This window comes from Stappia sediminis, assembly GCF_009826895.1.
GTDB lineage: Bacteria > Pseudomonadota > Alphaproteobacteria > Rhizobiales > Stappiaceae > Hongsoonwoonella > Hongsoonwoonella sediminis.
This window is the reverse complement of the sequence record NZ_WUMV01000009.1, coordinates 126,175-148,067: the sequence shown is the minus strand read 5'-3', so window position 1 is coordinate 148,067 and position 21,893 is coordinate 126,175. Positions and strand designations below refer to the sequence as shown.

Genomic DNA, 21,893 nt, shown 5'->3' with positions numbered 1-21,893 from the left:
ACCGCGAGAGAGGCATTTGGGTCATGGGACTGCAACAGGCCGCCAATTCGCTCTTTCTGAAGGAGTTCGTGTCGGCGTTCTTTCTCGCCATGAGATACTTCTTCAAGCCGAAACCGACGATCAACTACCCCTTCGAAAAGGGGCCGGTGAGCCCGAGGTTTCGTGGAGAACATGCGCTGAGACGCTATCCCAACGGCGAAGAACGCTGCATTGCCTGCAAGCTGTGCGAGGCGATCTGCCCGGCACAGGCGATCACCATCGAGGCCGGCCCGCGACGCAACGACGGCACGCGCCGCACCACGCGCTACGACATCGACATGGTGAAATGCATCTACTGCGGCTTCTGTCAGGAAGCTTGCCCGGTGGACGCGATCGTCGAGGGACCGAATTTCGAGTTCGCCACGGAAACCCGTGAAGAACTCTACTACGACAAGGAAAAGCTTCTCGCCAATGGCGACCGTTGGGAGCGGGAAATCGCACGCAATATGGCGATGGATGCACCCTACCGCTGATGGCAGGCCGAGCGGAAGCGAAGTGGACGTGACGGCGGGCCCGGTGTAAAGCCGGTGCGCGCCGGCAAAAGCCCTCCTGGGCTACTGAATTTTCGGAGCAAGAGGCGTTCTGGCGAATGCCGTTCATGCTCCGGCAACTGGAAAGCGATCGGTTTATCTGTTTTGGGGTAATCCAACCCGAAGGCAGGCCGGTCTTGGAGAGTGACGGGGGCAATCCCAGACATGGTCCTGCAAGCCGTCTTTTTTTACCTTTTCGCGGCGATATGCGTCGCCTCGGGCTTCATGGTGATTGCATCGCGCAATCCCGTGCATTCGGTCCTGTTCCTGATCCTCGCGTTCTTCAACGCCGCGGGATTGTTCATCCTGCTCGGCGCGGAGTTCCTCGCAATGATCCTGATCGTCGTCTACGTCGGCGCGGTCATGGTGCTGTTCCTATTCGTCGTCATGATGCTTGACGTCGATTTCGTGGAACTCAGGCAGGGCTTTCTTCAATATCTGCCGGTGGGTGCTCTCGTCGGCATCATTCTTCTGGTCGAATTGCTTCTCGGTCTCGGAGCTTGGGCGTTCGCGCCCGAAGTGCCGGCCAATGTGGCGGCGCCCATACCCCCGCTCGAGCAGGCCTCGAATATCCAGGCGCTCGGCGAGGTTCTCTACACACGCTACATCTTCTTCTTCCAGATCGCCGGGCTCGTTCTTCTGGTGGCCATGGTCGGCGCGATCGTCCTGACGCTGCGTTACAAAGAAGGGGTGAAGCGGCAGGACATCCCGACGCAGGTCGCGCGAAACCGCGAGACGGCGATCGAGGTTCGCAAGGTCGAGACCGGCAAGGGCATCTGATGCCACCGGCTCGGCCAGGAAATTAAACGTTTGCATGGATGGTCCCGCGCCCCGCGGGATCATCTGCTGGATGAATACGGGGGAGCACGGCGAGGCGCCCATGGAAATCGGTCTGTCACACTATCTGACGGTAGCGGCGATCCTGTTCACGATCGGGATCTTCGGCATCTTCCTGAACAGGAAGAACGTCATCATCATCCTGATGTCGATCGAACTGCTGCTCTTGGCCGTCAACATCAATCTCGTCGCGTTCTCATCCTTCCTGGGCGACCTGGTCGGGCAGGTGTTCGCGCTTCTGGTTCTTACCGTCGCGGCGGCGGAGGCGGCCATCGGGCTTGCCATTCTCGTCGCATTCTTCCGAAACCGCGGCTCCATCGCCGTGGAAGACATCAACATGATGAAAGGCTGAGGGGCGGATGTATTCGGCTATCGTCTTCCTGCCGCTTATCGGCTTTCTGATCGCCGGCCTGTTCGGCCGCATGATCGGCTCAAAGGCCAGTGAGTATATCACCTCGGGTCTTTTGATCGTGGCCGCGATCCTTTCCTGGATCGCCTTCTTCTCCGTCGGATTCACCGACGCGCCACCTCAGCATGTGACGATCCTGAGGTGGATCAACTCCGGTACGCTCGACGTGAACTGGATGATCCGCGTCGATACGCTGACCGTTGTCATGCTCGTGGTGGTCAACACCGTTTCGTCGCTGGTGCATGTCTATTCCATCGGCTACATGCACCACGATCCGCACCGCCCGCGCTTCTTCGCCTATCTATCCCTCTTCACTTTCGCGATGCTGACGCTGGTGACGGCAGACAATCTCCTCCAGATGTTCTTCGGCTGGGAAGGCGTGGGCCTTGCGTCCTATCTTCTGATCGGCTTCTGGTACCAGAAGCCGTCCGCTAACGCGGCAGCGATCAAGGCGTTCGTGGTGAACCGCGTCGGCGATTTCGGTTTCGCGCTCGGTATCTTCGGCGTTTTCTACCTCTTCAATTCGATCGATCTCGACACGGTCTTCGCCAACGCACACGCGTTCGTCGAGGGAGAGCACAGCGAACCTGTACTCGATTTCCTCGGCTACCAACTCGACGCTCACGGCGCGATGACGGCCCTGTGCCTGCTGCTTTTCATGGGTGCTATGGGCAAGTCCGCCCAGTTCCTGCTGCACACCTGGCTGCCGGACGCGATGGAAGGCCCTACGCCGGTTTCCGCGCTCATCCATGCGGCGACGATGGTGACGGCCGGGGTCTTCATGGTCGCGCGCCTGTCGCCGCTCTTCGAGCTTTCGCATACCGCGCTCACGTTCGTGACCTTTATCGGTGCAACGACGGCGTTCTTCGCCGCCACCGTGGGTTTGGTGCAAAACGACATCAAGCGCGTGATCGCCTATTCGACCTGTTCGCAGCTTGGCTACATGTTCGTCGCGCTCGGCGTTGGCGCCTATTCGGTCGGCATCTTCCACCTGTTCACTCATGCCTTTTTCAAGGCACTCTTGTTCCTTGGCGCCGGCTCGGTTATCCACGCTGTTTCGGATGAGCAGGACATGCGCAAGATGGGCGGGCTGAGGAAGCATATCCCGGTCACCTACTGGATGATGATCATAGGGACGCTTGCGCTGACCGGCTTCCCGTTGACCGCCGGGTACTTCTCGAAGGATGCGATTATCGAATCCGCATTCGTCGGCCACAACAGCTTCGCCCTTTACGGCTTCTGGCTGACGGTGGCGGCCGCCGCTCTGACATCCTTCTACTCATGGCGGCTAGCGTTCATGACCTTCCACGGCAAGCCTCGCGCGCCGGTGGACGTGATGAAGCACGTTCATGAATCGCCCTACGTCATGACCGTCCCGCTGATGATCCTGGCAGCAGGCGCGTTGTTCGCTGGCCTGATCTTCTCGGGTGTCTTCATCGGCGAAGGCTACGGCGAGTTCTGGCGTACGTCGCTCTTCACATCGTCGGAAAACCACGTCCTGCACGACATGCACGATGTGCCGACCTGGGTGAAGTTCGCTCCGCTCGTCATGATGATCGGCGGTTTCGCGCTGGCGTGGCTCTTCTACATTCGTTCGCCCGAAACGCCGAAGCGCCTGGCGGAGCGCCATGAGGGGCTCTACAAGTTCCTGCTCAACAAGTGGTACTTCGACGAGCTTTACGATGCGATCTTCGTGCGGCCCGCGATGTGGGTCGGCCGTCAGCTCTGGAAAAAGGGCGATGGCGCGACGATCGACGGCCTGGGGCCGGACGGCATCGCCGCACGGGTGCAGAACGTGACGACATGGGTCGTCCGGCTGCAGACGGGCTACATCTACCACTATGCCTTCGCCATGCTCATCGGCGTTGCGGCCCTTGTAACCTGGTCCATGTTTGGCGGCGGGAGTGCCCATTAATGAGCTGGCCTATTCTCAGCACCATAACGTTTCTTCCGCTCGTCGGCGTTCTCTTCATCCTCCTCGTCCGCGGCGAGGAGGAGAGCGCCAAGGAAAACATCCGCCGCGTTTCGCTGATCACGACGGTGTTCACGTTCGTCGTCTCACTGATCATCTGGATCAATTTCGATACGCAGAGCCCGGGCTTCCAGTTCGAGGAGCGGGCGGACTGGCTCGGCGGAAACATCACCTATCGGATGGGCGTCGACGGCATCTCCATGCTGTTCGTCATCCTGACGACATTCCTGATGCCGTTCTGTATTCTGGCGAGCTGGCGCAGCATCGAGAACCGCGTCAAGGAATACATGATCGCGTTCCTCGTTCTGGAAACGCTGATGATCGGCGTGTTCTGCGCACTCGACCTCGTCGTCTTCTACGTCTTCTTCGAAGGCGGACTTATCCCGATGTTCCTGATCATCGGCGTGTGGGGCGGCAAGCGGCGCGTTTATGCGAGCTACAAGTTCTTCCTCTACACGCTGCTCGGCTCCGTGCTGATGCTCATCGCCATCATGGCGATGTACTGGAACGCCGGAACGACGGATATACCGACGCTGCTCGCCCATTCCTTCCCGGCCGAAATGCAGACGTGGCTGTGGATTGCCTTCTTCGCGAGCTTTGCCGTGAAGATGCCGATGTGGCCAGTCCACACCTGGTTGCCCGATGCTCACGTGGAGGCGCCGACGGCAGGTTCGGTGATCCTGGCGGGCATCCTTCTGAAAATGGGCGGCTACGGGTTCCTGCGGTTCTCTCTGCCGATGTTCCCGATCGCGAGCGACCTGTTCGCGCCGTTCATCTTCACATTGTCGGTGGTGGCGATCATTTACACCTCGCTCGTGGCGCTGGCGCAGGAAGACATCAAGAAGCTGATCGCCTATTCGTCCGTCGCGCACATGGGTTACGTTACCATGGGCATCTTCACGATGACGGAACAGGGCGTGCAGGGCGGTATCTTCCAGATGCTTTCGCACGGCATCGTGTCGGGCGCGCTCTTCCTCTGCGTGGGCGTGATCTACGATCGGATGCACACCCGCGAGATCGACGCCTACGGCGGGCTCGTCAACCGCATGCCGGCCTATGCCGTCGCATTCATGATCTTCACGATGGCGAATGTCGGGCTGCCGGGCACAAGCGGCTTCGTCGGCGAATTCCTGACGCTGATCGGCGCTTTCAAGGTGAACACCTGGGTAGCGCTTTTCGCAACTTCCGGCGTGATCCTTTCGGCGGCCTACGCGCTTTATCTCTACAGGCGCGTGATCTTTGGTGTCATCGACAAGGAAAGCCTTAAGTCGATCCTGGATCTGTCGGTTCGCGAGCGCGTGATCCTGGTGCCGCTCGTGGTGCTGACGATCTTCTTCGGCTTCTACCCGGCACCTGTCTTCGATGTGACGCAGGCGTCCGTCGATCAACTCATCCAGAACTACCAAGCCGCGCTTGATACGGCACAGCAGACAGCATCGCTGGCGCATTAAGGTCAGAAGGGCGAGATTAAACGATGGTTAGCGAACTTCCCGATCTGATGCCGGCCCTGCCGGAACTGCTTCTGGCCGCAGGTGCACTTGTTCTTCTGATGGTCGGCGTTTTCGGCGGCGAACGCTCTACCCCGATCGTCACGGGCATGTCGGTCGCACTCCTCGCGGTTGCCGTGCTGATCTATATCTTCAGCCCGGCGGAGGGGACGACTTTCGGCGGGGCCTTCATTCAGGACGGCTTCGCCCGTTACCTGAAGATCCTGACGCTGATCGGCTCGGGTTTGGCGATCGCCATGTCGGTCGCCTACGCCCGCAACGAGCATTTCGAGCGTTTCGAGTATCCGGTGCTGATCGTCATCGCCACGCTCGGCATGCTTCTGATGCTGTCGGCGAACGACATGATCTCGCTCTATCTTGGGTTGGAGCTGCAATCGCTATCGCTCTATGTCGTGGCCTCGATCAACCGTGACAGCATCCGTTCGACGGAAGCCGGCCTGAAGTACTTTGTTCTCGGGGCGCTCTCTTCCGGCATGCTGCTATACGGAATGTCGCTGGTCTATGGCTTTACGGGCCATACCGGTTTCGGACCGATTGCCGAGGTGCTGGCGGCCGACGAGCCATCGCTCGGGCTCATCTTCGGCCTTGTCTTCATTCTCGCGGGCATCGCCTTCAAGATTTCCGCCGTCCCGTTCCACATGTGGACGCCGGATGTCTATGAAGGGGCGCCGACGCCTGTTACCGCATTCTTCGCCGCGGCACCGAAGATCGCCGCGATGGGCATGCTGACGCGCATTGTCATGGATGCATTTCATCCAATCACCGCGGACTGGCAGCAGATCATCGTCTTCGTGTCGATCGCTTCCATGGCGCTCGGTGCTTTCGCCGCTATCGGCCAGCGCAACATCAAGCGGCTGATGGCTTATTCGTCGATCGGTCACATGGGGTACGCGCTCGTCGGCCTGGCAGCCGGCACGGAGCAGGGCGTCGAAGGCGTCATCGTCTATCTGACGGCCTATATGGCGATGACGCTCGGTGCGTTCGCCTGCATTCTCGCCATGCGGCGAAAGGAAGGGATGGTCGAGGAGATCTACGAGCTGTCCGGCCTGTCGCGCACGAACCTGCCGATGGCGATCCTGCTTGCGGTGATCCTGTTCTCGCTCGCCGGCATCCCCCCGTTCGTCGGCTTTTTCGCGAAGTTCTACGTCTTCCTGGCGGCCGTGGAAGCGGGCCTCTATCCGCTCGCCGTGATCGGTGTGCTGACCTCGGTCGTCGGCGCATATTATTACCTGCGCATCATCAAGGTGATGTTCTTCGACGAGCCGGCACCGAAATTCCTGCCCATGCCGGGCGAGATGAAGATCGTGCTCGGCGTATCGGGCGCTTTCGTCCTCTTCTTCGTCGTCATCGCCGGCCCGATCGTGGAGATGGCCGGGACCGCAGCGAAGACGCTGTTCTGAACGCCATGCAATACGACGGAAACGAACGCCCGGTGCCAGGTGTGCCGGGCTATCGTTTCAGGGCCTATTCCTCTGTCGGGTCCACCAATGCGCTTGCCATGGACGCGGCACAAGCCGGCGATACGGGGAAACTCTGGATCGTCGGAATGGAACAAACCGCGGGAAGGGCACGGCGCGGACGGGACTGGACTTCCGAAAGAGGCAATCTCTACGCTTCGCTTCTGATCGTCGATCCGGCGCCGCCTGAACGTATTGGCGAATTGCCGATGGTCGCGGCGGTCGCGCTTGCCGACGCCGTGGAAGCGGCCTGTGGCGTGCTGGGTGTCGTCAAGCTCAAATGGCCGAACGATCTCCTGATCGAGGGGCGCAAGATTTCCGGCATCCTGCTCGAGGCTCTGACGCTTGATGCACACAGGCGGGCGATTGTCTGCGGTTTCGGGGTCAATTGCGCGCATCATCCCGATCTTGGCCTCTATCCGGCGGGTGACCTGGCTGGATTTGGTTTCAGAGCGACGTCGGATGCTGTTTTCTCTCATCTTGCCAGAAAGATGTCCGAGAAACTTGAGGCATGGTCGTATCCGGATGGATTCGCCGATATCCGGACAGGCTGGCTCAAACGTGCGACCGGCGTCGGCGAGCGGATCAACGTGCGATTTGCCGACCGGGAGATTGCCGGTGTCTTTCTTGGCATCGACACGGATGGCCGCTTGCGCTTGCGCCTCGACAACGGCGAAATAGACCGTATATCGGCAGGCGACGTTTTCTTCGGTGATTAGGGTTCAGACCCTGGGAACCTCCGACGGTCGGCAGGCCATCTTTCAGGAGTGCATGCATGTCGAGCGACAATGAGCTCGTATTCGTCGCCCTAGGCGGCCTAGGCGAAATCGGGATGAACCTCGGCCTTTATGGTTACGGCCCGGAGGACGACCGCCGCTGGCTCGTGGTCGATTGCGGGGTAAGCTTCGCCGGGCCCGACTTGCCGGGTATCGACCTTGTCATGCCCGATATCCGTTTTCTGGAGGATGAGCGCGACCGGATTGACGGGATCGTCATCACCCACGCGCATGAAGACCATTACGGCGCGCTGATCCATCTCTGGCCCAAGCTGCGGGCACCGCTATACATGACGGCTTTCACCGCCGGCCTCCTGGAAGCGAAAAAGGAGAGCGAATACGGTGTGGAACATATTCCGGTAACGGTGGTGAAGCAGGGAGAGCGGCTCGAAATCGGGGCTTTCGACGTCGAGGTGATCGCCATGTCGCACTCGATCCCCGAACCTTGTGCCCTTGCGATCCGCACCGGCGTCGGCACGGTCGTGCATTCCGGCGACTGGAAGATCGATCCGGAACCGGGTGTCGGCAAGCCGATCGACCTGGAGCGGCTTGCCGAAATCGGCCGGGAAGGCGTGCGTGCCCTTATTTGCGACAGCACGAATGCGGTGCGCGACGGGGTGAGCCCCAGCGAAGCGGACGTTGCGCGCGAGCTTGCCAATATCATCGGCAAGGCGGCGAACCGCGTGGTGGTAACGACATTCGCGTCCAATGTGGCGCGCATCCGCTCCATCGCGCTTGCGGCGAAGGCTGCCGGGCGCGAGGTCGTTGTCATGGGACGCTCGATGCAACGGGTGATCGAGGTGGCGTCGGAACTCGGTTATCTCGACGGCCTGCCGCCGTTCCTCGATGAAGAGGCCTTCGGATATCTGCCCCGCGACAAGGTGGTGGCGCTGCTGACCGGCAGCCAGGGCGAGGCGAGGGCCGCCATGGCGCGCGTTGCCCAGGGCGACCACCGCAATGTTGCGCTTGCGAAAAAGGACCTTGTGATCTTTTCCTCGCGCACCATCCCCGGCAACGAAAAGGCAGTCAACGCCATCATTAACCAGCTTATCGAACAGGGCATCGAGGTGATGACCGACCGGGACGGGCTGGTGCATGTTTCCGGCCATCCGCGAAAGGGCGAACTGGAGCGGCTATACGATGTGCTGAAACCCCAGGCACTGGTGCCCGCGCATGGCGAGGCGATGCATCTGGCGGCGCAGGAGGCGTTTGCGCGCCAGCAAGGGATCAAGGAGACCACGATCGCACGAAATGGCGACATGGTTCGTCTGGCGCCCGGCAAACTGGAACTCATCGATGAAGTGCCCGTAGGCATTTCGGTAAAGGATGGCGCGATCCTGGGCGACCCGGAAGAAACCGGCGTGCGCGAAAGGCGCAAGCTTTCGTTTGCCGGCGCCGTCGTCGTGACGCTCACGGTCGACGGCAAGGGGATGCTGGTCGGCGAACCTGAAGCCGTGCTCTTCGGCCTGCCGGACGCCGACAACAAGGGGCGCGACTTCGAGGATATCGTGCTCGATGCGGTGATAGGTGCGGTGGAGAGCATTCCCAAGGCGCGGCGCAAGGACCCTGACCTTGTGGCCGAGGCCGCAAGGCGGGCGGCGCGGAGTGCCGTCAATGAAGCCTGGGGCAAGAAACCGCTGACGCGCGCGATCGCCACGCGCGTGTGACCTTTGGCCGACTTGAATACCGAGCCGTTTGCCGTCACATCGGGAAAAGCAGCGAACGGGAAGGATGGATCATGATCGGACGTCTCAATCACGTGGCAATTGCGGTGCCGGATCTTGAAGCGGCAACGGCGACGTATCGCGATACGCTTGGCGCCAAGGTCTCTCCGCCGCAGGAAGAGCCCGACCACGGTGTCACGGTCGTCTTCATCGAGCTTCCCAACACCAAGATCGAGCTGCTGGAGCCGCTCGGCGAAAATTCGCCGATACAGGCGTTCCTCGACCGCAGCCCGTCCGGCGGCATCCACCATGTATGCTACGAGGTCGACGATATTATTTCGGCACGAGACCGGTTGAAGGAGCAGGGCGCGCGCGTTCTCGGCAACGGTGAGCCGAAGGTCGGCGCACATGGAAAGCCGGTGCTTTTCCTGCACCCCAAGGATTTCAACGGAACGCTCGTGGAACTGGAGCAAGCATGAGAAGAATTATCGGAGCCAAGCCGTGTCGCTGACGTCGGGCCTTGCGATCTATTTCATTATCTGGTGGGTGGTGCTTTTCGCGGTGCTGCCGATCGGCGTGCGCACGCAGGAAGAAGAAGGCGAAATCGTTCCGGGCACGGTGCCAAGTGCGCCGCATGCCCCGCAACTGGCCAAAAAGGCCGTTCTAACGACGATTGTCGCGGGCGTGGTTTTCGCGATCTTTTATTGGGTGAAGGTCCATTCCGGCCTGACCCTGGACGATTTTCCGATCTGATCGAAAAATCTAACTGTAGAATTCGACTTCGCCGATGTTCTTGGCACGTGCGACGCTGCGCCGGCCATAGCGCCGCTGGACGGTCTCGCCGAGCTCGGCACGGAATTCGGCGCTGATCCTGATGTCACCGGGCGCGGGCTCGCCATCGAGAATGTCTTCCTTGTGGACTTCCTCAAGACGGGCCGCCTTGTTCACGTCCTTGCCGATCAGCGTGAATTGATGACGGGTAGCGGAGCCGAAATCCCCGCTGAGCACGAGGCCGATGTGCAAACCGACGCGTAGATGCAGCTTCGTATTGCCCACGCGAATCCCGGATACGGCCTTTACCGCCTTCTCCGCCGCCCGCAGCGCCTCAAGGCATGCTTCCGATGCGCTGCCGCTATCCTGAAGGACCCAGAATGCCATCAGCCCGTCGCCTATGAATTTGTCGATATATCCGCCATGCGCGGAAATCGGCACTGACTGGGCATTGAAGAAACGCTGGACGATATCCGCCGTGCGCTCCGGGCTCATCGACAGCGTATGTTCGCTAAAGCCGACAATATCCGAGAACCAGACGATCGCGCGGTCGACCTTGTAGTCGGTCAAGCGGCCGCCGCCGGCCTGCATGCGCCGGCTGAGCGCGTACTGGTTGGTATAGGCGTGCAGGATGCGCGTGTCGTCCTGAAGCTGACGGCTCAAGGACGCGACCTTGATGCTGGCATTCTTCAGCTTGAGCGAGATGATGCGGGCGATATTGCGGTAGATGACATCCCTTTCGGGATGTTTTTCTATGTTGGCCTTGTCGACGACCAGCACTTCGACATTCATTTCGCTGGCGACGAGGTCGTACATTCGACGGTAGCCGTTTCCCAGTAGGTTCTGCTCTCCAACGACCTCGCCACGCCTGCGGACGAAGAGCGTTCGGTCTCCCTCCTTGACGGCGACGGACCCCGTGACGATCACCCAAAGAGATTCGGCCACGTCGCCATGCCGGCAGATGAACTCGCCCTCGGCATAGCGATAGGGGCGAGGTTCGAGATCGGAGATGTCGGCGATATCATCCACAAGGCCACTTGCGATGATCGCTTCGATATATTCACGTCCCAACGTTTCGAGAGGACGCGGTTCGGTTTTTCTTGCCATCTGCTTGTTCCGGGTCGACCGTCTCACGTAGTACGGGCCATGCTGGAGAAATTATAACCCGGAGCTGTCGCTGCCGGTTTGATATGGATCGAACCGGCGAAAACAGCCTGATGCGCCGCGTGTGTAAGTGACCTTACGTAATTGTGATCGATGGCGCGTGCGATTTACGCGATCGGCCACAATTGGCGTCAAAAGATAAGTATTGTTTGTGCAGCCCTTAAAGAGGGCAGATCAGGGAGGAGCAATATGGTGTTTTCCCATCGGAAACTATTATTCGCCTTTGCATTCGTCTCGGCAGCCGCCATTCCGGCCTACGCCCAGTCCCCGGACATGACATTCTTCATCACGAGCGCCGGCCCCGGCAACGGGGCGAACCTGGGTGGCCTTGAGGGGGCGGATGCACATTGCCAGGCGCTGGCCGAGGCCGCGGGCATTACCGGCAAGACATGGCGCGCCTACCTCAGCACATCCTCGACGAATGCACGCGACCGCATCGGCAGCGGCCCCTGGGCAAATGCCAAGGGCGAGGTAATTGCCGAAAGCGTGGACGCGTTGCATTCCGACGCGAATGCGATCAGCAAACAAACCGGTCTCACCGAAAAAGGCGAAATGGTGAATGGGCGCGGTGACGACCCGAATCGGCACGATATCCTGACCGGCAGCAACGCGGACGGGACGGCGAACGAGAACACCTGCGGGGATTGGACTCTGAACGGGGAAGGCAGCGCGATCGTTGGCCATCACGACCGCATGGGCTTGCGCGACGATGCACCTTCCAAGTCCTGGAATTCATCACACCCAAGCAGAGGCTGCAGCCAGGAAAACCTGCGAGGCACGGGCGGTGATGGCCTGTTTTACTGCTTCGCCATTAACTGAACGCGAGTTGTCCCCAAGCTCGGAACAAAAAAAAGCAAGGCCTGATGGCCTTGCTTTTTAGAAGTTGCGCGTCTTCAACCCTTCATCACCGGAATTGGCTTACACCTAGTTTCCGGCGGGCAGCTACCAATAGTGGGCGCCGAAAGGTCTTTCCTCCCAAGACTCAGACCGCGATGTCTGTTATGTGGTGTGAACTGCTTGATACAGCCCATCCCTTTTTATGAGGCGAGACGTTACTCCATCGAAATCCACTTGTCATCATTTTGTGCAGGGTCCGCCTAAATTTTTTGCTTGGCAGATAAAATGAATCCTGCATTCGTATTTGACCATTTGGTCAAAAAATCCGGACGTAAGCAAATACTTTCATGACGCCACAAACGAATTGCCGGCGGATGCTTCATTCGGAATGCGAGGCGGGCATCGGCGGGGCTTGTGTTTTTCAGACGCATAAGGTTTGACTGCACGCGAAAGATTTAGTTGAAGCGCGAGCCGCGAGAACCCCGATGCGCCTATCCCGATATTTCCTTCCCATCCTCAAGGAAACCCCCAAGGAAGCGGAGATCGTTTCCCACCGTCTGATGTTGCGCGCGGGCATGATCCGGCAGGAATCAGCGGGCATTTACGCCTGGCTGCCGCTTGGATACCGGGTGCTGCGAAAGATCGAGCAAATCGTGCGAGAGGAGCAGAACAGGGCAGGGGCGGTCGAGCTTTTGATGCCGACCATCCAGTCCGCCGACCTGTGGCGCGAAAGCGGACGGTACGACGCCTATGGCCGCGAGATGCTGCGTATTACCGACCGGCATGAGCGCGACATGCTTTTCGGCCCCACCAACGAGGAAATGATCACGGAGATCTTCCGCGCCTATGTTCGCTCCTACAAGGACCTTCCGCTCAATCTCTACCATATCCAGTGGAAGTTCCGTGACGAAGTGCGGCCGCGCTTCGGCATCATGCGCGGGCGCGAATTCCTGATGAAGGACGCCTATTCATTCGACGTCGACAAGGAAAGCGCACGCCACGCCTACAACCGGATGTTCGTGGCCTATCTCAGGACATTCCACCGCATGGGCCTGAAAGCGATTCCCATGCGCGCGGAAACCGGCCCGATCGGCGGCGACATGAGCCACGAATTCATCATCCTGGCTTCAACCGGCGAGAGCGAGGTTTTCTGCCACAAGGACATATTGGATCTGCCGATCCCGGGAGCGGACACCGACTTCCAGGCTGATCTGTCGCCGATCGTTAGCGCCTGGACAGCGCCTTATGCGGCGACGGACGAAATGCACGACAAGGCGGCGTTCGACGCTATTGCCGAAGACCGGCGCGTTACGGCACGTGGTATCGAAGTCGGCCATATCTTCTATTTCGGCACGAAATATTCAGAACCGATGAAGGCTAATGTGACGCTTTCCGACGGGACGGAGACGCCGGTGCACATGGGCTCCTACGGCGTTGGCGTTTCACGGCTTCTCGGCGCCCTCATCGAAGCTCACCATGACGATGACGGCATAATCTGGCCGACTTCCGTGGCGCCTTTCCATGTCGGTCTCGTCAACCTCAAGACGGGTGACGCTGCCACCGACGCAGCGTGCGAAGACCTTTACGCCCAACTCGAGAATGCGGGCGTGGAAGTGCTCTACGACGACGAAGACACGCGCGCGGGCGCGAAATTCGCGACGATGGACCTGATCGGCCTGCCGTGGCAGCTGGTGGTGGGACCGCGCGGGCTAAAGGATGGTATCGTTGAGTTGAAGAATCGCTCCAGTGGCGAACGCGTCTCGCTTTCGCCACAAGAAGCGGTCAATCGGCTGGTGGCGGATATCAAGGGATGACGCCGCACGCTTAACAGGCCCACGGGACCGATAACGCGATGACAGCAGAAGCAGCCGACGAAAACCTCGAGGGAACACGCCCCTTCGCAAGGTTCGAGTGGATGCTGGCCGGGCGCTACCTGCGTTCCAGGCGGCGGGAGACGTTCATCTCCATCATCGCGGGGTTCTCGTTCATCGGCATCATGCTGGGCGTTGCCACCCTCATCATCGTCATGGCGGTGATGAACGGCTTTCGCGGGGAATTGCTGTCGAAGATCCTGGGCGTGAACGGACATATGCTTGTCCAGCCGATCGACAGCGCACTCGACGACTACGATGCGGTGGCGGCGCGAATCGACAATCTGGACGGCGTGCGATTCGCGATGCCCTTCGTGGAAGGGCAGGCACTCGTCTCCGGTCCGGTGGGTGCGCTTGGCGGATTGGTGCGCGGAGTACGCGAGGTCGACCTGCGCCGCGTGCCCCTCGTAACCAAAACGATCCGCGCCGGCGCCTTCGACGATTTCGATACGAGCGGCGGCGTCGCCATAGGCACGCGCATGGCCCAGCAACTGGGCGTAGCCGTTGGCGACCGGGTGACGATCGTCAGCCCGCGCGGCAACATCACGCCGCTCGGCACGACGCCTCGCGTGAAGGGGTATCCGGTGGTCGCGATCTTCGAGATCGGCATGTCGGAATACGACAGCACATTCGTGTTCATGCCCTTCGAGGAAGCGCAACTCTACTTCAACCAGGAGGAAGCGGCGACGGGGATCGAAGTGTTCGTTGATGATCCCGACAACGTAGGCCCGATGCGCCGGGCCGTGGAAGACGGTGCGGGCAGGCCCGCCTTCGTGACCGACTGGCGGCAAAGAAACATCACATTCTTCTCGGCGCTTGAAGTGGAGCGGAATGTCATGTTCCTGATCCTGACCCTCATCGTGCTGGTCGCTGCCTTGAACATCATTTCCGGCATGACCATGCTCGTGAAGGACAAGGGACATGACATCGCGATCCTGCGGACGATGGGCGCGACGCGCGGCGCGATCATGCGTGTCTTCGTGATAACGGGCGCAAGCATAGGTGTCGTCGGGACGGTCGCCGGGTTCATCCTCGGCTTCATCGTCTGCCTGAACGTCGAGACGATCCGCCAGGGAATATCATGGCTGACCAGAACGGAGATCTTTTCCCCGGAGCTTTATTTCCTGAGCCGCCTGCCGGCGGATATGGACACCGGAGAGACCATCACCGTGGTCGTCATGGCGCTCGTCCTTTCTCTGCTGGCGACGCTTTATCCCGCATGGCGCGCGGCGCGGCTCGACCCGGTGGAGGCGCTTAGATACGAATGAGCGAGGAAGCGCATTATCAGATGGACGAGACGCCGCACCTTCGCCAGGCCGCAATGGTTTATCCGTTGCATCTCAAGGGTATTACCCGAAGCTTCAAGGAAGGACATGGCCGCCTTCAGGTGCTTAAAGGCGCGGACCTGACGCTCTATCCCGGCCAGATCGTGGCGCTTGTCGCACCCTCCGGCGCCGGCAAATCCACGCTTCTTCACATCGCCGGACTTCTGGAGCGTCCCGACAGCGGCGAAGTCTTCATCGGCGGCACGCCATGCGGCAAGGCGAATGACGCGGAGCGCACGAGAATCCGGCGCAACGACATCGGCTTCGTCTACCAGTTCCATCATCTGCTGCCCGAGTTCTCAGCGCTCGAGAACGTAGCCATGCCGCAGCTCATTCGCGGGCTTGAGCGGAAGGAAGCCCTGGAGCGCAGCAGTCAGCTTCTCGGCTACATGCGCCTGCAGGAAAGAATGGACCACAGGCCCGCCGAGCTTTCCGGCGGCGAGCAACAGCGCGTGGCGATCGCAAGGGCCGTCGCCAACGCTCCGAAGGTACTGCTTGCCGACGAGCCAACGGGCAACCTCGATCCCAAGACGGCGACATATGTGTTCGATGCGCTGGTGGCGCTGGTGCGCGCATCAGGGCTCGCGGCACTTTTCGCGACGCATAACATGGAACTTGCCGAACGCATGGACCGCTGCATCACCTTGGAAGATGGACACGTCGTCGAGATCGAGCGCTGATAGGCGACGACGTCATGTCCAGACGATTCAGTTCCAGTCGCAAGGCCAATTAACGATTGATTTACCAGCGAAAGAACAAGAACAAAACGAGATTGCAAAAAGAACAAAGAAAGAACAATATAAATGCCGTGACGTGATCATGACGAAGGAGAACCATCATGGCCGCCGACATCAGAGGATTTTTTCAGGACCTTGCCGCATTCGGTTCGATTATCGCCTTCACCGCCACGATGGCCGTCTGGAGCGATGTGTTGCTCTATGCGGGATAATGCTGGCGAATGTCCACAAGGCCCGCGTAATTCAGTGGGTGACGGGCTTTGAGCTGTCGACATCATGTGGCCGAACGTGGACTCTTTAAGCCTGAGACTCAGTGGCGAGGGAACGGCAAATGGCGGACGTCGGGTTTGTGCACCTTAGAACCCATTCGGCATACTCGCTTCTGGAAGGTGCGCTGCCGCTTGCCAAACTGATCGACCTTGCCAAGTCGGACGAGCAGCCCGCGCTCGCGGTGACCGATTCCGGAAACCTGTTCGGCGCCCTCGAATTTTCCGAGAAGGCCTGGGGATCCGGAATCCAGCCGATCGTCGGTGTACAGATTCTCGTCGATTTCGAAGACGGGGGCATCAGCTCGCGCCGTGGAACGGAATATCTGAGCGAACTCGTTCTCATTGCACAAAGCCGGACCGGTTATGAAAACCTGATGGACCTCGCCAGCCGGGCCTACCTCGATACCGATCCGACCAAGCTTGCCCACGTTCCGATGAGCCGCGTTGTCGCGAAGGCGGAAGGCGTGATCGCATTGACGGGCGGTCTGGCGGGCCCGCTCGCCCAGGCCCTGCTTGCCGGTGACAAGGACAAGGCGCTAGCGCGCCTGACTACGCTCCACGCCGCATTCGGCGACCGCCTTTATATTGAGCTTCAACGCCATGGACTTGGCGCCGAGGCTCAGGCGGAGCAGGGACTTCTCGATCTTGCCTACAGCCGGAATATTCCAATCGTCGCCACGAACGACGCATATTTTCCGAAGGCGGAGGATTTCGAGGCGCACGACGCGCTGATCTGCATCGCCGAGGGAAGAGTCGTCGCCGATGACGAGCGGCGGCGATTGACGCCGGAGCATTACTTCAAGACCAGGGCCGAAATGATCGAGCTTTTCGCCGATCTGCCTGAAGCCGTTCAAAATACGGTCGAGATCGCGAAACGTTGTCATTTCCGTCCGCTGAAGCACAGCCCGATCCTGCCGCGATTTACAGGTGCGGGTGCCGACCCGGAAGAAGCGCTGAATGCGGAGGCTGCGGAACTTCGCAGGCAGGCGCGGGAGGGACTGAAGGAACGCCTTGCCGCGCATGGTCTTGCGCCTGGCATGGAGGAAAAGGACTACTGGGAACGGCTGGACTACGAACTCGGCATTATCGAGCGGATGAAGTTTCCGGGTTACTTCCTGATCGTGGCGGACTTCATCAAATGGGCGAAGCTGCGCGATATCCCGGTCGGGCCGGGGCGCGGTTCGGGTGCCGGCTCGCTGGTGGCGTGGTCGCTTACCATTACAGACCTCGACCCGATGCGTTTTGCGCTGCTGTTCGAGCGTTTTCTAAACCCGGAACGCGTTTCGATGCCGGATTTCGACATCGACTTCTGCCAGAACCGGCGCGAGGAAGTGATCCGCTACGTTCAGGAAAAATACGGCCGGGAGCAGGTTGCCCAGATCATCACCTTCGGAACGCTGCAGGCGCGCGCCGTGCTTCGCGACGTCGGCCGTGTGCTGCAGATGCCGTACGGCCAGGTCGACCGACTGTCGAAGCTAGTCCCCGCCGCGCCCGGAAAGCAGGTGACGCTGGCGCAGGCAATCCAGGACGAGGCTCGCCTCCAGGAAGCCCAGCAGAATGAGGACGGCGTCGACAAGCTGCTCGACGTGGCGCAGAAACTGGAAGGCCTCTATCGTCACGCTTCCACGCATGCCGCCGGTGTCGTGATCGGCGACAGGCCGCTTGAACAGCTCGTGCCGCTCTACCGCGACCCGCGCTCCGACATGCCGGTTGCGCAGTTCAACATGAAATGGGTCGAGCAAGCAGGCCTGGTCAAGTTCGACTTCCTGGGCCTGAAGACGCTGACGGTGATCGACACCGCGGTGAAACTCATCAAACGAAAGGGCATCGACGTCGATATGGCGGCTCTGCCGATCGACGACGAAAAGACCTACAAGCTTCTGGCGGCTGGTGAAACGGTTGGCGTGTTCCAGCTGGAAAGCCAGGGCATGCGCCGGGCGATCGCCGGCATGAAGCCCGACCGTTTCGAGGATATCATCGCGCTTGTCGCGCTCTATCGTCCGGGGCCGATGGACAACATCCCGGTCTACAACGCGGTGAAGCACGGCGAGCAGGAACCGGACTATCTGCATCCTCTGCTCGAACCCATCCTGAAGGAGACGAACGGTATCATCGTCTATCAGGAGCAGGTGATGCAGATTGCGCAGGTCCTCTCCGGTTATTCGCTCGGCGAAGCCGACCTCCTGCGCCGCGCCATGGGCAAGAAGATCGCCTCGGAAATGGAGATCCAGCGCGCGCGTTTTACCGATGGCGCGGTGGAGCGAGGCATCGACAAGGAGCAGGCGGGGACGATCTTCGACCTCGTCGCGAAGTTCGCCAACTACGGCTTCAACAAGTCGCACGCCGCCGCCTATGCGCTCGTCTCCTACCAGACGGCATGGCTGAAGGCGAATTACCCGGTCGAGTTCATGGCCGCCTCCATGACGCTCGATCTGGGCAATACCGACAAGTTGAGCGATTTTTGCCAGGAAGCGCGGCGAATGGGCATCGAGGTGCTGCCGCCGTCGATCAATCGCTCCGATGTGCATTTCGAAGTGGAGGACGGAAAGGTCCGATATGCACTCGGCGCAATCAAGGGCGTTGGCGAACAGGTCGTCGAACATATCGTTTCGGTGCGTCGCGACGGGCTCTTCAAGACGATCAGCGATTTTTCCCGCAGGATAGGCGCGCGAAATCTCAACAAGCGTACGCTTGAAAGCCTCGTTGCAGCAGGCGCGTTCGATGATCTTGAAAGAAATCGGGCCCGCGTCTTCGAAGGGCTCGACCGGATCGTTGGAGTGGCGCAACTGACCGAAGAAGAAAGCGTGTCCGGCCAGGGCAACATGTTTGGCGGCGGCGAAGAGGAAGAGGCGGTGCATCTTCCCGATGTTTCGCCGTGGATGCCGGACGATCAGCTTCAGCGCGAGCATGCGGCGATCGGCTTTTATCTTTCAGCCCACCCGCTTGATGAATATCTCACGCTTTTGAAGCGGATGCGGGTGCAGATGTGGGCGGAATTCGAGCAGGCGGTAAAGGCGGGTGCTTCCGCAGGAAAACTGGCCGGAACGGTGATTTCCAAGCAGGAGCGCAAGACGCGGACCGGCAACCGGATGGGGATCGTGCGGCTTTCCGATCCGACCGGACAATACGAAGCACTGCTTTTCTCCGAAACGCTCTTTCAATACCGCGACCAGATAGAGCCGGGACAATCCGTTGTGCTCGTTGTTGGAGCCGACATGCGCGATGAGGAAGTGAGCCTTCGCATACAATCCGTCGACAGGCTGGAGACGGCTGCATCGCGCGTCCAGAAGAGCCTTACCGTCTTCGTCAGGGAAGGCGTCTCTGCTGCCAGTCTTTCCAGGCATTTGAAAGACCGCGGCGACGGCGATGTGAACGTGGTGGTACTCCTGGACCAGGGGCAGCGGGAGATAGAAGTGAAGCTTCCAAGCCGCTACCGGCTCTCTCCGCAAATCGCCGGGGCGGTGAAGGCGATCCCCGGCGTCGTCGACGTCCAGATGGCCTGAGGTCGCGCAGCTGGGCTCTATTGAAAATCCATTTCGGATGTAATTCGCGAAAAAGCGCCGGTTTGATTGACATTGTGGACTTGAATTGCGGCCGCGCGCTGCTTATAAGGCGCTCATTCCACACGCAGGGTTCGGTATTCGCGCCTTCCATAGATGCGAAGTCCATCCGGTGATCGTACGGTCCGGCCGTAAAACCCTGCGGAGGTCAAACCGGAAAAACAGGAGTAGCAAGGCCATGGCCCTGCCTGATTTCACTATGCGCCAGCTTCTGGAAGCTGGTGTTCACTTCGGCCACCAGAAACACCGCTGGAACCCCAAGATGGGCTCCTACATCTTTGGTGTGCGCAACAACATCCACATCATCGATCTTGCGCAGACGGTGCCGCTGCTGCACCAGGCGCTGAAGGCGGTGTCCGACACCGTGGCCGGAGGCGGCCGCGTTCTCGTCGTCGGTACGAAGCGCCAGGCCCAGGAGGCGGTTGCCGATTCCGCCCGCCGGTCCGCGCAGTATTTCGTCAACGCACGTTGGCTTGGCGGCATGCTGACGAACTGGAAAACCATTTCCAATTCGATCCAGCGCCTGCGCAAGCTCGAAGAGACGCTTTCCAACGAAGGCAGCGGCCTGACGAAGAAAGAGCGTCTGTTCATGGACCGCGAGCGCGAGAAGCTTGAGCGCAACCTTGGCGGTATCAAGGATATGGGCGGGCTGCCCAACCTGATTTTCGTCATCGATACGAACCGCGAAGCGATCGCGATCCAGGAAGCGCGCCGTCTCGGCATTCCGGTTGCCGCCGTCGTCGATTCCAATTGCGATCCGGATGGCATCGACTTTCCGATCCCCGGCAACGACGACGCCGGCCGCGCGATCACGCTCTACTGCGATTTGATCGCTCGCGCCGCGATTGACGGCATTTCGCGCGCCCAGGGCAACATGGGTGTCGATGTCGGCGCTTCGGAAGAAGCCCCGGTCGAACCCGCCGTGGTGAGCGAGGCTGCGGCGGAAGAAACTGCGCCGGCGGCCGAGGAAGCTCCGGCTGCGGCGGACGAAACCGCGGCACAGTAATCGTGAAGACTTCGGTGCGGATGAGCCGCGCCGAAGATCGTCCATGTGCGCCGCCGAATAACGTTCCGGCGGCGCTGTCATAATTTCGAGGTTAGCCAGGGGCTAAACCCTCGTTCAAACTGGATTCTCATCCACGAGGCGATTGATGAGCATTACCGCAGCGATGGTGAAAGAACTCCGCGAGACCACTGGCGCGGGGATGATGGACTGCAAGACGGCCTTGAAAGAGACCGACGGCAACATGGAAGCAGCTATTGATTGGCTGCGCGCCAAGGGGCTTTCCAAGGCCGCCAAGAAAGCCGGCCGCGTGGCCGCGGAAGGTCTTGTCGGCGTATCTTCCGCCGACGGCAAGGCCGCCGTTATCGAACTCAATTCCGAAACGGACTTCGTCGCGCGCAACGAAAACTTCCAGAAGCTCGTAAAGGGCGTCGCGGAAGCCGCCCTCGATGCCGATGGCGATCTCGGAAAGCTGAATGGCGCCTCCTTCCCGGGTTCTTCGAAGACCGTCGAGGACGAAATCAAGGACGCGGTCGCGACTATCGGCGAAAACATGACGCTGCGCCGCGTGGCGAGCCTTTCGGTCTCCGAAGGTGTGGTGGCCTCCTATGTCCACTCCGCCGTCATTGAGAACCTCGGCAAGATCGGCGTGCTTGTCGCTATTGAGTCTTCCGGCGACAAGGCCAAGCTGAACGACTTCGGCCGCAAGGTCGCAATGCATGTCGCGGCGACCAATCCGCTTGCCCTCACGGTCGACCAGCTGGATGCCGATGTCGTCGAGCGCGAGCGCGCCGTATTTGTGGAGCAGGCGCGCGAGTCCGGCAAGCCGGAGAACATCATCGAAAAGATGGTGGAAGGCCGCATGCGCAAGTTCTACGAGGAAGTGACGCTTCTCAAGCAGGCATTCGTGATCGACCCGGACAACACGGTCGAAAAGGCTGCCGAGGCGCTCGCGGCCGAGCTTGGCACGCCCGTGAAGATAACGGCGTTCGTGCGCTTCGCGCTTGGGGAAGGCATAGAAAAAGAAGAATCGGACTTCGCCGCGGAGGTCGCGGCGGCGGCCGGTAACTGACCAGGAAAGCGCCGGTTTATCCGGCGCTTTTTTTTGCCTGCGGCCTGGATGAGGACTGCGACGGTCGACTGAAGTCGGCTGGGGATTTGCCT

The 21,893-nt window shown here is 60.1% G+C and carries 18 protein-coding genes; 17 read left to right on the top strand and 1 reads right to left on the bottom strand.

Translation table 11 applies throughout. The annotated features are described in order from the left end of the window. The first annotated feature begins 23 nt into the window (after window positions 1–23). The 10 genes from nuoI (at window position 24) to GR183_RS19090 (ending at window position 9,945) form a co-directional block, all read left to right on the top strand. Complete coding sequence (gene nuoI / locus GR183_RS19135) at window positions 24–512, top strand: NADH-quinone oxidoreductase subunit NuoI (RefSeq protein WP_160777280.1); 489 nt, start codon at window positions 24–26, stop codon at window positions 510–512. Between the two features lie 222 nt (window positions 513–734). Further along, window positions 735–1,349 (top strand): NADH-quinone oxidoreductase subunit J, encoded by a 615-nt coding sequence (locus GR183_RS19130; protein ID WP_160777279.1) that lies wholly within the window; start codon window positions 735–737, stop codon window positions 1,347–1,349. 100 nt (window positions 1,350–1,449) lie between these two features. Next, on the top strand, window positions 1,450–1,758 hold the full coding sequence (gene nuoK / locus GR183_RS19125) for an NADH-quinone oxidoreductase subunit NuoK (protein ID WP_160777487.1): 309 nt from the start codon (window positions 1,450–1,452) through the stop codon (window positions 1,756–1,758). 7 nt (window positions 1,759–1,765) lie between these two features. After that, complete coding sequence (gene nuoL / locus GR183_RS19120; RefSeq protein ID WP_160777278.1) at window positions 1,766–3,730, top strand: NADH-quinone oxidoreductase subunit L; 1,965 nt, start codon at window positions 1,766–1,768, stop codon at window positions 3,728–3,730. Then, window positions 3,730–5,238, top strand: coding sequence for an NADH-quinone oxidoreductase subunit M (locus tag GR183_RS19115; RefSeq protein WP_160777277.1), 1,509 nt, complete (start codon window positions 3,730–3,732; stop codon window positions 5,236–5,238). Before nuoL ends, GR183_RS19115 begins: the two co-directional genes overlap by 1 nt. Before the next feature lie 23 nt (window positions 5,239–5,261). Further along, window positions 5,262–6,695, top strand: a complete 1,434-nt coding sequence (gene nuoN, locus GR183_RS19110) for an NADH-quinone oxidoreductase subunit NuoN (protein ID WP_160777276.1) — start codon at window positions 5,262–5,264, stop codon at window positions 6,693–6,695. A gap of 32 nt (window positions 6,696–6,727) precedes the next feature. Then, on the top strand, window positions 6,728–7,471 hold the full coding sequence (locus GR183_RS19105) for a biotin--[acetyl-CoA-carboxylase] ligase (protein WP_208999919.1): 744 nt from the start codon (window positions 6,728–6,730) through the stop codon (window positions 7,469–7,471). Window positions 7,472–7,527: 56 nt separating this feature from the next. After that, entirely contained in the window at window positions 7,528–9,195 is a 1,668-nt protein-coding gene (locus tag GR183_RS19100; RefSeq protein WP_160777274.1) for a ribonuclease J, read from the top strand. A gap of 71 nt (window positions 9,196–9,266) precedes the next feature. Further along, window positions 9,267–9,671, top strand: a complete 405-nt coding sequence (mce, locus tag GR183_RS19095; protein ID WP_160777273.1) for a methylmalonyl-CoA epimerase — start codon at window positions 9,267–9,269, stop codon at window positions 9,669–9,671. A 22-nt stretch (window positions 9,672–9,693) separates the two neighbouring features. Continuing rightward, window positions 9,694–9,945: a DUF1467 family protein gene (locus tag GR183_RS19090; protein WP_312846857.1), complete on the top strand. Its 252-nt coding sequence runs from the start codon at window positions 9,694–9,696 to the stop codon at window positions 9,943–9,945. A 9-nt stretch (window positions 9,946–9,954) separates the two neighbouring features. Here the strand turns inward: GR183_RS19090 and GR183_RS19085 are convergent, their stop codons facing one another. Continuing rightward, window positions 9,955–11,070, bottom strand: a complete 1,116-nt coding sequence (locus GR183_RS19085) for an adenylate/guanylate cyclase domain-containing protein (RefSeq protein ID WP_160777271.1) — start codon at window positions 11,068–11,070, stop codon at window positions 9,955–9,957. A 246-nt stretch (window positions 11,071–11,316) separates the two neighbouring features. Here GR183_RS19085 and GR183_RS19080 point away from each other — a divergent pair, with 246 nt between their 5' ends. From GR183_RS19080 to tsf, 7 genes are all read left to right on the top strand, one after another. Then, a complete protein-coding gene (locus GR183_RS19080) occupies window positions 11,317–11,946 on the top strand; it encodes a hypothetical protein (RefSeq protein ID WP_160777486.1) in 630 nt (209 codons plus the stop codon). Between the two features lie 503 nt (window positions 11,947–12,449). Further along, window positions 12,450–13,778, top strand: coding sequence for a proline--tRNA ligase (gene proS, locus GR183_RS19075; RefSeq protein ID WP_160777270.1), 1,329 nt, complete (start codon window positions 12,450–12,452; stop codon window positions 13,776–13,778). Window positions 13,779–13,816: 38 nt separating this feature from the next. After that, the gene (locus tag GR183_RS19070; RefSeq protein ID WP_160777269.1) at window positions 13,817–15,103 is read left to right on the top strand and encodes a lipoprotein-releasing ABC transporter permease subunit; all 1,287 of its coding nucleotides are present in this window, start codon (window positions 13,817–13,819) and stop codon (window positions 15,101–15,103) included. Window positions 15,104–15,156: 53 nt separating this feature from the next. Further along, window positions 15,157–15,840 (top strand): ABC transporter ATP-binding protein, encoded by a 684-nt coding sequence (locus GR183_RS19065; RefSeq protein WP_208999937.1) that lies wholly within the window; start codon window positions 15,157–15,159, stop codon window positions 15,838–15,840. 388 nt (window positions 15,841–16,228) lie between these two features. Next, complete coding sequence (dnaE, locus tag GR183_RS19060; RefSeq protein ID WP_160777268.1) at window positions 16,229–19,669, top strand: DNA polymerase III subunit alpha; 3,441 nt, start codon at window positions 16,229–16,231, stop codon at window positions 19,667–19,669. A 235-nt stretch (window positions 19,670–19,904) separates the two neighbouring features. After that, the gene (rpsB, locus tag GR183_RS19055) at window positions 19,905–20,732 is read left to right on the top strand and encodes a 30S ribosomal protein S2 (RefSeq protein WP_160777267.1); all 828 of its coding nucleotides are present in this window, start codon (window positions 19,905–19,907) and stop codon (window positions 20,730–20,732) included. Window positions 20,733–20,877: 145 nt separating this feature from the next. After that, the gene (gene tsf, locus GR183_RS19050; protein ID WP_160777266.1) at window positions 20,878–21,801 is read left to right on the top strand and encodes a translation elongation factor Ts; all 924 of its coding nucleotides are present in this window, start codon (window positions 20,878–20,880) and stop codon (window positions 21,799–21,801) included. Window positions 21,802–21,893: the final 92 nt, after the last annotated feature.